At 43.0% G+C, this 15,548-nt stretch carries 12 protein-coding genes; 3 read left to right on the forward strand and 9 right to left on the reverse strand.

Features of this window, described 5'->3' with window-relative positions; genetic code table 11:
* Positions 1–29: 29 nt before the first annotated feature.
* The 5 genes from C400_RS0121860 to C400_RS0121880 form a co-directional block, all read right to left on the reverse strand.
* Positions 30–1,571 (reverse strand): extracellular solute-binding protein, encoded by a 1,542-nt coding sequence (locus C400_RS0121860; RefSeq protein ID WP_016821651.1) that lies wholly within the window; start codon positions 1,569–1,571, stop codon positions 30–32.
* Positions 1,572–1,680: 109 nt separating this feature from the next.
* Entirely contained in the window at positions 1,681–2,574 is an 894-nt protein-coding gene (locus C400_RS0121865) for a carbohydrate ABC transporter permease (RefSeq protein ID WP_016821652.1), read from the reverse strand.
* An 18-nt stretch (positions 2,575–2,592) separates the two neighbouring features.
* Positions 2,593–3,585, reverse strand: a complete 993-nt coding sequence (locus C400_RS0121870; protein WP_016821653.1) for an ABC transporter permease — start codon at positions 3,583–3,585, stop codon at positions 2,593–2,595.
* A 234-nt stretch (positions 3,586–3,819) separates the two neighbouring features.
* Entirely contained in the window at positions 3,820–4,596 is a 777-nt protein-coding gene (locus C400_RS0121875) for an NAD-dependent epimerase/dehydratase family protein (protein WP_017428196.1), read from the reverse strand.
* Between the two features lie 169 nt (positions 4,597–4,765).
* A complete protein-coding gene (locus tag C400_RS0121880; RefSeq protein ID WP_017428197.1) occupies positions 4,766–5,653 on the reverse strand; it encodes a DMT family transporter in 888 nt (295 codons plus the stop codon).
* Positions 5,654–5,865: 212 nt separating this feature from the next.
* Here C400_RS0121880 and C400_RS0121885 point away from each other — a divergent pair, with 212 nt between their 5' ends.
* Positions 5,866–6,615, forward strand: a complete 750-nt coding sequence (locus tag C400_RS0121885; RefSeq protein ID WP_017428198.1) for a YdcF family protein — start codon at positions 5,866–5,868, stop codon at positions 6,613–6,615.
* Between the two features lie 93 nt (positions 6,616–6,708).
* Here the strand turns inward: C400_RS0121885 and C400_RS0121890 are convergent, their stop codons facing one another.
* Complete coding sequence (locus tag C400_RS0121890) at positions 6,709–7,179, reverse strand: DUF523 domain-containing protein (protein ID WP_017428199.1); 471 nt, start codon at positions 7,177–7,179, stop codon at positions 6,709–6,711.
* 386 nt (positions 7,180–7,565) lie between these two features.
* On the opposite strand from C400_RS0121890, the gene sigK reads away from it, so the two are divergent.
* Positions 7,566–8,267, forward strand: coding sequence for an RNA polymerase sporulation sigma factor SigK (gene sigK, locus C400_RS0121900; protein ID WP_017428201.1), 702 nt, complete (start codon positions 7,566–7,568; stop codon positions 8,265–8,267).
* 248 nt (positions 8,268–8,515) lie between these two features.
* On the opposite strand, the gene C400_RS0121905 is transcribed toward sigK, so the two are convergent.
* On the reverse strand, positions 8,516–8,887 hold the full coding sequence (locus C400_RS0121905) for a hypothetical protein (protein WP_016821659.1): 372 nt from the start codon (positions 8,885–8,887) through the stop codon (positions 8,516–8,518).
* Positions 8,888–9,201: 314 nt separating this feature from the next.
* Between C400_RS0121905 and C400_RS0121910 the strand changes: the two genes are divergently transcribed.
* Positions 9,202–9,711 (forward strand): discoidin domain-containing protein, encoded by a 510-nt coding sequence (locus C400_RS0121910; protein WP_016821660.1) that lies wholly within the window; start codon positions 9,202–9,204, stop codon positions 9,709–9,711.
* A gap of 45 nt (positions 9,712–9,756) precedes the next feature.
* Here C400_RS0121910 and C400_RS0121915 read toward each other — a convergent pair whose 3' ends face one another.
* Both C400_RS0121915 and C400_RS0121920 read right to left on the reverse strand, forming a co-directional pair.
* Positions 9,757–14,346, reverse strand: coding sequence for a fibronectin type III domain-containing protein (locus C400_RS0121915; protein WP_017428202.1), 4,590 nt, complete (start codon positions 14,344–14,346; stop codon positions 9,757–9,759).
* Between the two features lie 231 nt (positions 14,347–14,577).
* Positions 14,578–15,456, reverse strand: coding sequence for a hypothetical protein (locus C400_RS0121920; RefSeq protein WP_017428203.1), 879 nt, complete (start codon positions 15,454–15,456; stop codon positions 14,578–14,580).
* Positions 15,457–15,548: the final 92 nt, after the last annotated feature.

The raw sequence follows: 15,548 nt of genomic DNA on the forward strand, positions 1-15,548 counted from the left end.
TTCTACTTTAGATCACAGCTCTTAACGTTTTACTTGATCCCCTTCTCCTTCACATAGGCTTCCCATTGTTTTGTATATTCGGTTTGAATCTTCTCCAAACCAGCTTGGTTCGCCTTTTGCATGAAAGTCTCAAGACCTTGATCAACATTGTCGATCAGCCCAGCTTGAAGCGGGTACAGATACTGCTTCTCGACCTGTTCTAATGCCGCCTTTTCTGCTTGGTAGGTCGTATAGTCCTCTGCAAAACCGGTAAACAGGTCAGGCTTCTGGATTTTATCCAGCTCGGCAAAAATCTTCTTCACACGGTCAAAGCCTGAATCAAACAGCATGTATTCCGGGTTACGCCAAGCCCAGCTGTTCATTCCTTCCCGTGAAAATCCATTCGTACTGCCGCTACCTATCATATGATAGTAACCATCTTTGACTTCGTAGTTTTTGCCTTCAATACCATATTGCGTAAGCAAATTATAACGTTTGTCTGTTACCAGCTTTTCATAAAAGGCCAATGCACGGGCTGGGTTCGGGCTGCTTTTTGGAATTGCAAAGCCATTATGGATCGGATGCACCGGAGTTGCATAGCCTGTTGTCAGCGGGAATGGATAGTACTCAAGCTTCCAGTCGGGATGAGATGCTTTGAGCTTAATGACCATATCATTAAACCGGGTTGGGTTGTCGCCAAAAATACTCGCAGCTTTACCAGAAGTGACCTGATCCTGAAGCGTATCTTTTACGTTTAATACGTTTTTAGGAATGAATCCTTTATCAGCCCAGCGTTTATAAGTATTCAGCTCTTCTTTTTGTTCATCTGAGCCCCAATATTTATACACCTCTGTTGGTTTTTCATATTTGATACCAATGCCATAAGGCAAAGCACCTATACTCTTCGTTACTAATTCGGTATAACGATCATGCAGATTTCCCTTGATATCACTGTTCAAAGATACCGTTTTCATACTAGGCTCATGCTGACGTATCCCGTCCATGTAAGCCTCGTAACTTTTGATGTCTGTCGGTTTAGGCAAATTGTACTTTTCGCGTAAATCCTCACGCCATACAAAACCGTTTGTGACATATTCTTTATACGTGCCAGGCACGGTATAAATTTTGCCTCCGATTTTAACCCCATCCCACATGTCCTGAGGCACGAATTTTTGCAAGGCAGGTGCGGCCTTAGGCAGCAGATCGTCTAGCGGCAGGAATGCCCCCTTCTTGGCATAGGCCTGATACTGCGTCCAATCTGCAGTGAAGATCAGGTCGATAGGCTGACCCGAAGACAATAACAGCTTATATTTTTGATCCCAGTCTGTCCACGTCGTATAGTTAAATTTGACGGTGGCATTCAGATCTTTTTCTGCCAACTTATTAATCTCTGCCTCAATGGTAGACAGATCCTTAGGAGCATCACCCAGCATATAAAATTGCAGCTGTACTTTCTGGGCTTTATCATCCTCTCCATTTGCTTTTTGTGAGCTGTTTCCGCTACCGCCCCCACATCCGGCTAAGAGCGCCATGATAACCATTACTGCAATCAGGATGGACATGCGTTGTTTTCTTTTCTTTGTGAATGTCATGTGAATCCTCCCTTTGAAATGGTAGTCCGTTTAAATAAAACGCTTACAAAAAGTGCTGCTTGGATGGCACAATGTCAGCACATTATGCCATCTCAGCCTTTAGTGCCGCTTATCCTTTTACCGCACCAATCGTCAGCCCCTTGACAAAGTAACGCTGAATGAACGGGTACAGGAGTAAAATGGGACCCGTAACCACGATCGCCATTGCCATTTTGGTCGACTCTGTCGGCATATCGTTGGACAGGGACACGCCGGTACCTGCACCCATTTGAGCAATAAATTGCATGGAGTTAATGACATTATACAGATAGTATTGCAACTGGTATTTATGCGGGTCATTAATAAAGAGTGAGGATGAAAACCAGTCATTCCAGTAAGCCAAAGCCAGAAACAGCCCCACAGTGGCAATACCCGGTGTAGATAAAGGCAGTACAATTCGGTAGTAAATTTTAAAATCACCCGCACCGTCTATTTTAGCGGACTCGAACAGTTCTTCCGGCATGGAGGAACGAATGAAGTTTTTCATCAAAATGATCAGAAATGGAGTCATTAATCCCGGGAAAATAAGCACTGTATACGTATCTAGCAGCCCCAAATACTTCGTGAGCATAATGTACCAAGGTACTAATCCGCCTCCAAACAACGTCGTAAAGTAAATATAGAATGAAAACGCGTTGCGGTATTTAAAATCTTTGCGTGCCAGCACATATCCGGCCATCGTCATCAGGAACAGGCCCAGCGTCGTACCTACAACCGTGGTAAAAATCGTCACCCCATATGCCCGCAACACCTCTTCAGGAAAGGTGAACACCGTCCGGTATCCTTCCAGCGAGAATTGCTGTGGAATGAAGTGATAGCCATCCCTGATAATCGATTCATTACTGGTTAGTGAAGCCGAAATAATAAGTAGGAACGGGAGTAAACAAGCAATGGATGCCACAATGATAATCACATAAGAGATAATTTTAAAAAGTCGAGTGTATACATCCTCTTTGATCGCCATCCGTTTCGGTCCTCCTTTCTAGAATAAGGCATATTCGTCGTTCAGCTTGCGAATGATATAGTTCACGGTCATGATCAGTACAAATCCGAACAGGGATTGATACACGCCTGCGGCCGAAGCCATACCCACATCAAAAGTTACTTTCAAGGAACGATACACATAAGTGTCCAAAATATCCGTCGTATTGTACAGCACACCGTTGTTACCGATTAACTGATAGAACAGATCAAATTGTCCTTTCATAATACTACCCAGTGCAAATAACAGCAGCACAACGAATGTTGACTTGAGCATAGGAACGGTAATGTACCAAATTCGTTGAAAAATGTTGGCTCCGTCTATTTTAGCTGCCTCATAATACTCGTCACTGATCCCTGTGATCGCTGCCAGGTAGATTACCATACTGTAGCCGAGATTTTTCCACAAATAGAACAGGATAATCAGGAAAATCCACACCCATGGTTTGTTATACACATCCACACGTTCACCACCAAATTGCACGAGCAGCGTGTTCAGAAAACCATTATCATAATTAAATATGTTATACACGATGACACTTAGAATGACGAAGGAAACAAAGTATGGAAGAAACATCACAGATTGAGTGATCTTTTTAAAGTAGCGGCCTCGCAACTCATTCAGCAAAATAGCGAGGACAATCGCTAACACGTTGCCGAGTAAAATAAACGCTGCATTATATCCAACTGTATTCAATGTCAATTTGGTCAGCGTGCCGGATTGCCATAGAAAGCGAAAATTCTGGAGTCCGACAAACTGGGCCTCAAATAGGCTGGTATTAAAGTCAAACTGGGTAAATGCGTAATAAATGCCAACCATAGGAATGTACGAATTTATGAAGAAAAAGATTAAAGTAGGTAACAACATCAGAAATAATACTCGATTGCGGATCAGTTCATAGAAAAAACCGTGTTTCTTGCCTGTTCCCAGCCTACCGTTCAAGCGGGAATCCGTCGTAAGCATTGCAGAATTTTTGGGCATAGGCTGATTCAATGTGAGTCACTCCCCCTCTATATACATTACCGACTGCAAGGTTTGTAGCATTGCCGCCGTATAACTATATATTATGTAAGCGCATTCAAAATGAAAAGTGAAGCCTCTCATGCTTCATGAACAAAGGAGTGTCCAGAGGAGTGAACAATTCTGATATTTGTGAAGTTTTATGTGATATGAGGCGCCTGATCGACGCCTTCAGCCCATTCGTCAAGCATATTTGGACGATCTGCTCTATTCCTTTTGCCCACCCTGAAAAATGGTTTCATCCTGTTTTACTCGAAATCCGTTTTTCTTGGCCTGCTCCAGCAGCTCAGCGGCATTATCCTGCGGCTTATATCCGATTAGTTCTTCCAAGTAACCAATGTCATAATAATTATCCGTATTGGCTGACGTACCGTACAAATTAAGATAACTCATCTCCGAAGGGGCCTCGATACAGCAGACGGTCAGATGGATCATATCGCGCTCGGAGATCCATATATGAGCAGCACGCTCCGAATGCGGCCGATCATCCCCAGGAAAATTACCGATGCGGATATTCATTGAAGATATTTTGCCCTGATCGGCATATAGCCGTCCCAGCAGTTCAATGTAGCACTTACTCAATCCATAAAAGCTATCCGGTCGGTAGGGATCTTCTACATCTATGGTTTCGCCTACTTTATAAAACCCTGTGGCATGATTGGAACTGGCAAAAATAATGCGCTTTACCCCATTTCTGACTGCAGCTTCATACAGCTTATACGCTCCGCTTACATTGCCAGACAGTACTTTACCGAGGAAATCCCCCTCATCCTTAATCCATGCAAAATGCAATACCGTATCCACTCCATGTGTAAGTTCAGCCAATCTTGCAGCATCATGTATATCCAGTTCGACAATCCCTGTTTCTTCATCCCTCTTCACATCGGCGGCGGTTATTTCATATTTCCCTTCCGTTTTTAGCCCTTCGTAGAGTACTTTTCCAATTGTGCCCGCTGCTCCTGTTATCAATAATTTCCGTGCCATCGTCCGCATCTCCCTTCTTTATGTGACAGTGTGCTGTCATCCATAGCTTAACCAACTCCCTAGAGTGGGAACCTTGTTACCATCATTCATTACATTCTGTCACCTATAAAAAAAGGACTCTGCTACCTGAGCAGAGTCCTTACTTGTTGCTATTATTAAGTTATTAATTTCAAGCTTGCCGTACTACCCTCACTCTGCGATTAACCAGATAAATGCTAAAGCCGATTAATACCAGACCGATCAGCAGAAAAGCCGTAATCGATTCGTGAAGCAGCATAGAACTGACAAATACCGAAATCACCGGCACCAAAAACGTATAGGAAGCGACCTTACTAGCATCTCCCGAATTGACCAGCGTGAAATACAGCAGCCAGGATAGTGAAATTCCCAGCACAGTCCCGAACACCAGTCCTGACACATATGGAACATTCCATACGATGTCTGACCAGCTTTCCGTTACCGATCCAGCTCCTGTCAACACGATGCCTCCAAGTGTACATTGAAATGCGACCAGCCACAACGAATCCACACGCTTGTTAACCTTTTTCACATACACGGTTCCCAACGCCCAGCTCACCGCTGTAACAATGGCAATAATTACACCTGCAATAGCCACATGTCCTGAAAATCCTCCGACACTGACAGCTGCCACGCCCAGAAATCCAATGATCAATCCAATCACTTTGAGCTTGGACATTGCTTCCCCCAGCCACATCCATGCAAAAATGCCAACCAGCACAGGCTGAAGATATACCAGCACAGAGAACAGGCCTGATGGAACGTACATGAGCCCCACGGTTTGCAAGCCGTAAAACAGTACTACGTTAAAAATACCTGAAATAGCATACACCCGCCAATTTTCTTTCCAGCAAATGCGATTCCATCTCGGTGCTAAAATCGCTCCCAATAGCAGACCACCCAACAGTGTGCGTAGTCCTGCAAACAAAAGGGGAGGCGTGAATTCCAGTGCAACTTTATAGATGGGCCAAGAAATGCCCCACAATACAACCAGTAGCGCGATCATCATTATCCGCTTGGCTGTCGTTAACTCTCCCATGATGCTCTCGCTCCTCTAATGAAAAAAATCACTAGACTTTATATATTACGCCTACGGGACAACTTTATCAAACAAAAATATATAGGTAAAAGCTTCGATTCTCCAGCACGCTTGTTCATGGGATAGGGTTCCGAACAGAGGAATCCAGTCTTTGGCCTATGTTACAATGTACCCAATAGATAAAGCTTATAAGGATAGGAGGGTGTCTGCACTTGATTTATTTCATCAAATTTTTATACAGCTTCGTGCTTCCTCCCGGTTTGTTCATCCTCGTGATGGCAGGGCTTGTAATCTGGCTATGGAAACGGGCGCGTAAACCTGCTGTGGTACTGCTCTTTGTTACATTGCTGCTGTATGTTTCATCGACCAATTTGGCTGGAGATTTGTTAATCCGTAGTCTGGAAAAGCAGTATCCACAGCCCCGTACCATTCAAGGCGATGTTATTGTCGTACTTGGGGGTGGAGCTACAGAGGGAACTCCCGACATCAATGGACAAGGTAATCTGTTAGGGTCTGCGGCCAACCGACTGCTCACTGCGGCTAGACTGCATGAAGCAACAGGTCTACCTATTCTTTTTTCCGGTGGACAAGTGTTTGGAGACAGTGGTAACGAAGCGAATATTGCGCAGAGGCAGCTAGTAGGACTCGGTATTCCGGCAAAGGACATCTTCATCGAAAACCGTTCCTTAAATACACAGCAAAATGCCGTATATACCTCCCAAATTTTAAAACAGCACCAGCTCACAAAACCTATTCTGGTGACCTCCGCATTCCATATGCCCCGTGCTGCACTGGAATTTCAGCGTGCAGGTATGCAAGCCACAGCTTATCCAACCGACTATCTGGCAAGTGAAAAGCTGTCACTGTATGCTGCCAAACTTTCACCGTCTGCTGGGGCCATATCTACAACCGGGACAGCCCTCAAGGAGTATTTGGGGATTTTGGCCTTAAAGCTTAAATAATGTGATACACAGGTGTAAAGCGAACACAGCACAAACAAGCGTCTTGCGCTCACCGCTATAAGCCAGTAAGCGATTAAGACGCTTGTTTTATCATTACATATTCTCATGCAAGAAAATTTCCGATATTTGTTCTTCTGATATGACCTTAAAGCCCTCCCTTTTTAACAAGGCGGAGGTTACCCCATTGCCTGCAATTTTACGGTTTTCGAATGCTCCACTATAGATCGCTGCCGATCCGCAGGACGGACTGTTTTCTTTTAAAACAATAAGTGACGCGTTAACCTCTCTGGCTATATGTAAAGCTTCGTGCGCACCTCTAATGTACATATCACTGACATCATTGCCTGAATACTCGATCACCTTGGCGGTGCCAGTCAGCACATCCTCCCCTGTCCCTCCAACAATCTCAGCAGGCTCTCTCGGCGTCATAAAGCCCCCCAGTAGCTCAGGACAGATCGTCATTGCCTTCTTTTCCTCTACCAACTTCTGAATATGTACATCCAGGCTATCCGTCCCGTTATATCGCACCTTCATGCCTGCCAAACATGAACTTACCAGAATCATTAATCCACCTCATATCCATTGCTTTCACTGTTGAGTAATTTAAAGTATAAACGAGTTTGATTGTAGAGTCATCGTACGAAATGTAGTTACTGCTATCTTTCTAACGGCCGTTGCTTCTGCAGCCATCCAATAAACCATGTGAAATCCTTCCTTAAACAAGGATGTCGTCCAATTGATGAAATACTCATGATCCTGCATGTTGAAAAACTCCTGACGATTTGAAATATGTATTAATGCTGCTCAAGAAAGATATCTGGCAATTTGTTACGAAGCAGTTTTCGGAGTACAGGCACGGATGGGCACCTGCCTACATACAATAAACAGACCGCAAGCCTGGTAAGTAACAAAGTCCAGTAAGTTCGCAACTACCTCAGGAGGTGTCATCCGTGCCCGGACTATTTAGTGCTATCGCTCTGTTCATCAAGGAATTGACGCTACTCGTTTCCTACGTGAAAAACAACGCCTTTCCGCAGCCATTGACTGAGAAAGAGGAAGCTCGACACCTGAAGCTGTTTGCCGAAGGCAACGCACATTCCCGTAACACACTTATTGAACATAACCTAAGGCTGGTGGCCCATATTGTAAAAAAATTTGACAACACCGGCGAAGATTTGGAGGATCTTATATCCATCGGCACCATCGGACTGATCAAGGCTATTGAAAGCTTTCAGACCGGAAAAGGAACAAAACTGGCAACATTTGCAGCCCGTTGTATAGAAAATGAGATCCTGATGCATTTAAGATCCTTGAAAAAAACACGTAAAGACGTATCTCTCCACGATCCTATAGGAACTGACAAGGAAGGCAACGAGATTACTTTAATCGATATCCTCGGTTCCGAGGCGGACGATATTGTAGACAAGGTACAGCTCAAAATCGAGAAGAGTAAAATTTATCGCAATCTGGATATTTTAGATGAGCGTGAAAAAGAAGTGGTGATTGGCCGATTCGGCCTGGAAGCCGGAGGAAAAGAACGAACACAGCGGGAAATTGCACGAGAACTGGGAATTTCTCGCTCGTATGTGTCACGAATTGAAAAGCGTGCGTTGATGAAGTTGTACCATGAATTTTACAAGCAGAAAGGATAATGCATAGGCAGATACCTAAAACCTATACTATTTGGAGGCCCTCATTAGGGCCTTTTTTCATTATTTTTATTTCAAATAGAGTTCCTTGTTAATAAGATGTCTCGGACACAAATATACTCAATGTGAGGGTTAATCACAGATCACAAATGTTTTTAACATTTTTATATTTTTATATTCTTCACAGCTCTAAAATAATCTTGTATTTACATTAGCCAGCACTTGTTTTCCCTTTTTCTTCCAGTACAGTATTAACTTTTTTCTAAATATGATAATGGAAGTGGGGAATAGACTATCGTATCTCCATCATTATCTCGTTTTAAAATAATAGCAAACTCGGCACCCTTACTCTCATCGCCTCTCGGCAGCGGGAATATCATAGCGGGACAACGCAACTCATAATTATGAGGAAATTCCTTTCGAAAATCCTCTAAAGCATAATTCAGAATCGCATCTATTTTATTGGTAAGCACATGATATCCGCCTATTACAAAATCATTGTATTCTTGGGAAGCGATATACTTCTCAAATAATTTGGTTTTGTATTCCTCAACCGTACTAAAGCAAACTTCCCAATCCAAAGGAAATACACCATCTGCTAAATAATAAGTGTATATTTTCATATCTCATACATTCCCCTTCTCGCACCTAAAATAGTTATTCAAGTTATTCATATTCTTTCTTTCAAACATTTCTATTTAAACTAGCCTAGTCTTTGGAATGAGCTAGTTAAGAACCCGAAAACGGCACCCTTTTCTTATTTCCTCCTATATCGTTTAATTTTTAATTACGTTAGGTTCTTATTCTGTCATTGCTAGTATAGTCCACGAGATAACTAGTTGCCATTAGGTATACATTCATTGAGAGTTTCATATAAATCATATACAACAACGGTGTTCAGCATATTAAAAATCATAACTAAGGGAGGTAAATCAACATGACAAAATTCAGTCAAAATCCAGACAGTTATTCGTTTTCCATGGAACCCGCCGTAATAACTGAAGATAATGTTACGACGAACGGAGATAGCAAAAATACTTTTCCGAAAAATGTTCTAATCGATAATAATCTTTATTGGGAAAGCAGCTTAAGCGGTAGAGGTGGAGAAATCATTTTTAAATTAGATACAGGCAAAACGATCAATGATATTCTCTTAGCCCAACCATCTTTTCGAGCTTTTATACTTTCGTTTTCTTTTCATGGCTCGAATGACGGAGAAAACTGGTATAGGTTAGGACAAGTAGAGGCTTTGCCAAGTACTGCAAAAATAACCTATCAATTTAGTAATGAGATTCCTTTTTCATATTATAAAATAACTGTACTTTCCTCTGGATTAAACAATACAACCAGCTATTATGGTATCCGGTATATTCAACTAAGAACCGCTCTCATCAATGGCGTCCCTGCCTACAGAGCATCCAATATAAATCCCGCTATTGCGGAATAAGCTAGTACACAGAAATAAGGGGGGCCGACGCCCCCCTTATTTTGGCTACTTCATTTGAAGCATATTATAAATCATCTCAGCCGCTTCCGCACGCGTAACTTCCTGTTTGGCACGAAAGCTGCCGTCTGGATATCCTTGTACTAAATTAATCTCAGTTAGACCAAGTACATCCTTTCTGGCCCACTCTACAATTTGAGAGGAATCTGAGTATACACTGCTTTCTTGCTGTGGTGTAGCCTTGATAATGTTATTCACCATTTTAGCGGCCTGCTCCCGATTTATGACCCGATCTGGACCGAAGGCTTTGCTACTAAAACCTCGAGCAACTTGATCCTTAATTGCTGTTTTGAGCAGATCAACATACCATGCAGATAGATCAATATCCTCGAAGTCTAGAGTCACATCTGTTTCGAGCGGTAATTTAAGAGAACGAACAAGCATCGAAGTAAATTCCATACGTGTTACGGGTCTATTCGGTTCAAAAAGTGTGCTGGATGTTCCTTTAACTATACCCAAATTAGCAAGCGTATTTATCTTCTCTCTATTAAATACCCGATCAATGTCGCTAAAATGATTTGGCTTTGTCTCGATTGTTGAGCCTTGAAAGAACTCTGTTTTTGTTTCTATCGGCTCCTCTACAACAGTCTGAATCGGTTTTACACTCCCGGCTCCTCCTGCTCCACCACCTGTATCTACAATATTCCCTGTAGTTTTACCACTCGCTTCTTTTGCCTCTGTGCGTTTTCCTTGACTATTTTCTGCCCAAAGTTGAACGGTATACAATTGCTTTTCTCTCAGCTGTCTCCAGATAAAAGCTCGATCCTTACCACGATATAGGACTACTCCTTCACTAGCGAGAACAAAAATATCATTTTCATGCTCTGACTCCCAATGGATGATAAATTCACTATTGGTTGTTTCTGTCTTCGAAAACGCAAATGCTGAAGACGGTAACGTCTCAACCTGACCTTCTGATTGCTTACCTTCACCGCTTGTGTTCACTGGCTTAACAGTAATACGATACAATGTAGAACTATCTAATCCGTCTACTTTAAACTCTTGAGTAGTCGTATGGCCGATAAGCATCTCGTTTTTGTAGACATTGTAAGCATCCGCACCCGGAGCTTCTGGCCATGTAATAAGCAAATCGGTATCCGTTACGCTTTTCACAACCAACCTATGATTTGGTATTTGACCTGGCAATGTACGATACGTAAAGGGAGCAACGTCGCCTTCTCCCGTAGTATTCATCGCCTGTATACCAAACGAGTAAATTATACCAGGCTGGATATCTGAAAGTATGATGCAAGCTTCTCTAGTGTCAAAAACTTCCCCTGTATCTTTGCGGATTACTGCATATTGGGAAGCACTCTTGATTTCATTCCAGGTCAGCGAAATCTGTCTATTCTCAAGTTCTGTAACTTTTACATTTTGTACTTGAGGCGGGAGCGTCAGCAGTTCACCCAACGCTGGCGGGCTGTAACCACTGCTGTTCCCACTGCTCACTTGAAAAGTGTAGTTACTCCCACCTGCTAAACCAGATACAACTATCCGTGGTTCCGTACTATAATAATTTTGACCGTTGATTGTTACCTTATATTGAGTTACCCCGTCAACCGGAGCCCATATCAATGTGGCATCGTGCTCGCGAACATCTACAGCTGCAAGTTGTAAGGCCGAATTAGGTAGCGTTAATGCATTGATAGAAGCATCCAAACCTGTACCACTTCGATTGTAAGCCCGAATTTTTATATTGGCAGATCTACCTGCTGGCAAACCTTCAAAAGTATAAGAATGGATACCACGCGGAATTTGCACCTTTGGTTCATCGTTAACATTCAAAATGTACCCTTCAGCCCCCTGCACATCTTGCCACGCTACACCAACAGAATATACATCCTTCGTTACACTTGAAAGTGTAGTTACCCGTTCTGGTAATGTCATAACGCCGAGATGAGCATAGTCTCCAAATCCTGTTTCATTTTCAGCAGATATACGATAGTTATACTCCGTTCCCGCCTGAAGCTCAGTATCGGTGAATTCTGTATACACATCGTTATAAACCGAGACCTTATCTCGCTCTAGAGCATAGTAGGTGGCAGTGATTACAGAATTCCACTTCAAGTCGATTCCATCTTCTCTTACGGTTACATTCCGGAATCCGCTTGGGCTGTCTGGTAGACTTAAAAAAGATACATGTTTTGCTGCCCCCTCTCCCATGGCGTTTATAGCGGATACAGAAACTTCATAATACTTACCAGGCTCCATCCCCTTAATCGGATTATACACATCCTGTGTAACCGTATCCTTAAATATGATTTCTCCCGTGCTTGCGTCCGCTGCTGTAATAATATATTTATTAGCTGAAAAAACTGGCGTAAAGTCGGCCATGATTTCTGCTGAATGACGAGAGACCGGTCGCAACTGAACATGCTCAGGGGCATCAGGTAACGTTAATACACGGACTCGATTAGAATATGCATTGCCTCCTACATGATTACTGCAACGCAGTTCATACTCATATTCATGTCCTCCTAATAGCCCTGTATCTGTAAAAGAATTTGTCGGATGGTTAACATCCCAAACCTCATTTGTTGTTAGATTTCGGACTGTATAGACATAACCATCATCAAGACCGGAGGGGAGAGTCCATTGCAAATCAACCTCTGTGTTGCGTACAGATGTTGCCGAAAGCTCAACCGGCTGCGGTTGCTTTTGAATGCGAAGTGCACTGCTGACCGTTTCATACATGTTTCCTGCCTGGTCTTTCACCTTCGCATGGACATACCATTCGCCTTCATTTGAGAGATCCAACTGGACTATGGGATCGGCTGCAGCCTCCCAGTTTTCAGGTGAATCGGAGCTGTTCGTGACTTTGTACTGCCTTGACGATGGTTCAATCCCTGAGTACTGGTCAGCATATCGCATGTTCACATGAATATTAGTATCTTTCCATTCACGCATATTGGGTGTCAGTTGAATGCCCGGCGGCTCCAAATCGATATAAGACATTGCGTTCACCGGAACGCTTCGATTTCCAGCTGCATCTACAGCTTGAGCAGTCACTTTTACAATTCCCGAACTATTTAATATTCCCGATGAACCAGGCACATAAGCGCCAGAACCCAATTGATATTCATAATGCACTGCTGTAGTATCCGTTGCACCCGAGAGTGTAAACTGTACTGGTTTATTGATATATCGGTTAGGATTCGTTACCTCAGAAAACATAACTTTCGGAGGGGTGGGTTTGGTACGATCAATCATGACCGATTGAGTCACAATGGGACTAGACACATCAAGATTATTGATCGTCCGCGCTGATAGTTCGTAACTCCCTTCTGCATTTAATGTAAAAGTGCCGTTATATGTCAGCCACTCCCCAGTTGGACTCAAACGATACTGTGTCTTCTTAATTCCATTTGTAGAGTCACTTCCTGACTCAATGGCAATGTCCACATCACGGTTCGTTGGACCCGTTTCGCTAGCCCGTATAACAGGAGCCGTCGGCCCCTTTTTATCAACGGTGACTTCTTTGCTTACCTCCAGGCTCACATTACCGACATTATCAATGGAACGAGCATAAATCGTGCTTTTGCCATCTTGGTTCACATGAAACACTCCACTATAATCCTGCCAAGCCTGATTCACAACACCGGACAATCGAAATTGAGTATGGGCTAGTCCAGAATAATCGTCTGCGCCCGGTTGTAATGAAATGGTATATTCATTACTGTTTCCTGTTGCATCTATAATGGGGGGAGTTGGTGGCATCCTGTCTATTCGGACATTGGCGGAAGAAAGACCACTATACTGGTTATTGACGTCCACTGTTCGGGCATAAATTGTATTTACACCATGATCATTGACAGTGAAGGGACCAATATATTGCTGAAATGCTCCTCCATTCAGGCTATATTCATAGTACTTTAATCCTTCAGGAGCCACATCCCCATCAATCCACACGGTTACAGGCTCTTTGGTCCACCCTGTAACAGCCTGTCCCTCTGCACCAGCATGAATCTGGGGTGGTTTAGGCATCAAGTCTGATTTGGGAATAATACGAATTCCAAACTTGGATATTTCATCACTTGTCTGTTGACTAGTTCCCATCGCTCTGAAATATCGTACATCCCTTAATGTAATAGAGTCGGTGATATCTATCCATTTTCCCTGGTAATAGCTATTGGCATAGAATTTCGTTACATTAGTCCATGTATATAAATTCGTTCCGTTGGGTCTCCAGCTGTCGCCTGCGGCGGCATTAGATGTATATATATCTGTATGATAAGACCCCTCAATGTAAACAAAAATCCTGTAATCCGAAGTCTTAATAGATCTTCCAATATCAACAAAACGATTTGTCGGCTGTTTAGTTCCATCACACGTATACCTTGCCGACCCCATGCCAGTGTATACTTCCGTTGCTCCTACTCCACTTCCTGACCAAGAGCCCCAACTATCGCCCCCACCTGGCAAATTATTTTGGCAAAAAGGGCCTCCGATGATTTCTTGGGTAGCGGCCGATACCCTTTCCGGAAATATGGGAATGGTCATTAATAAGAGGAGTAAAGCCAGTACTCCATACACCCATTTATTGTGCTTCCTAACCTTTCGTTTATTTTTTCGATACATACACTTCTCCTTACTTTATTTTATTTTCAAAGAGTTCTACGTACTCGCTTTGGCTAAAATAGAAAAAGCACCTCAAACGAAGGCAGTAATGCCTAAGTTTGAGGTGCTTCCTCAATTTCACGAGTATGTTTTGAAGTTATTATACTTCGTTTCAAACAGGATGTAAACAGAACAGCAAAATGAACTGAAATAAATTTTCGAAACACTCATCCCAGAGACCCTTTTGAAACTTTAATTGGCCTGAACACCCAAGTTCCGAAAAAATCCCCGCATATTCTGCATGTAAGAATCCTCAGGAGCAGAAGATTCCTTAAGAAGATTTTGCATACTATTCATAAACGCGGAAGCTGAGGATGTATCCGCTTTGTCAAACCGATTCGTTAACTGTGGTTTATTTAACAGCTCTTCAGTCTGTTCTGTACGTTCCTTGTATTTATGAATCCAATCGGGGTTTTGAGGAACCTTTTGTGCAAAACTCAACAGCTGGCTTAATCCATTTCCTCCACCCTTAATGTCATTCATGAACGCAGTATATTTTTGAGGATCGACCTGTTTCATCACTTCCGACAGCTTGACGTAGTCCTCAGGGGCACCTATCGGACGATCTGTAGGAGTCGTGTAGCTAATATCTCCGGTCTCTGAATCAATGGTTCGTGTCAAGGCAATACCAGCTATCTGGTTCATGGTTTGCATAAATTCCTTGGCTTTATCGCCTTCCATGTAATGATCCGCAATATACTTGGACTGGGAAACTCCCATCTCCAGCAATACCGCGCGCTGCTTCTCATCCGTTACCGTTCCATCGACGATAAAATTGGATTGAATCATATTGTACACAGCATCGGATACTTCTTCCGGTTGGCCCTCCAAAACCCGGTTTAATGCATCGTTGATCTGAGTTGTGCCAAAATACTTGGCAGCATGTGACACGATATCCCCCTCAGCCAGCTTTCTGCCAGCTTCACTAATCTCCACGGTGTCCTGAACGACGAACCTGGACACTTTTTCTTCATGTAGCTGGGGGGACGGAACTTGCTTGCTTGTCGGATTGATCCGTAAGCTACCAGAGCTAAGAACCGCTTGTTGTGCTTTAAGAGGTTCAAAATTCATTCTACTTCCTCCTGTCATGTTTGTAACAGGCAATCTAAGGCGTATGTACGATGTAATGTAACCCTGTTGCTATATATATCGGACAAAGCATA

Origin of the sequence: Paenibacillus sp. ICGEB2008, assembly GCF_000307675.1 — a bacterium.
GTDB lineage: Bacteria > Bacillota > Bacilli > Paenibacillales > Paenibacillaceae > Paenibacillus > Paenibacillus polymyxa.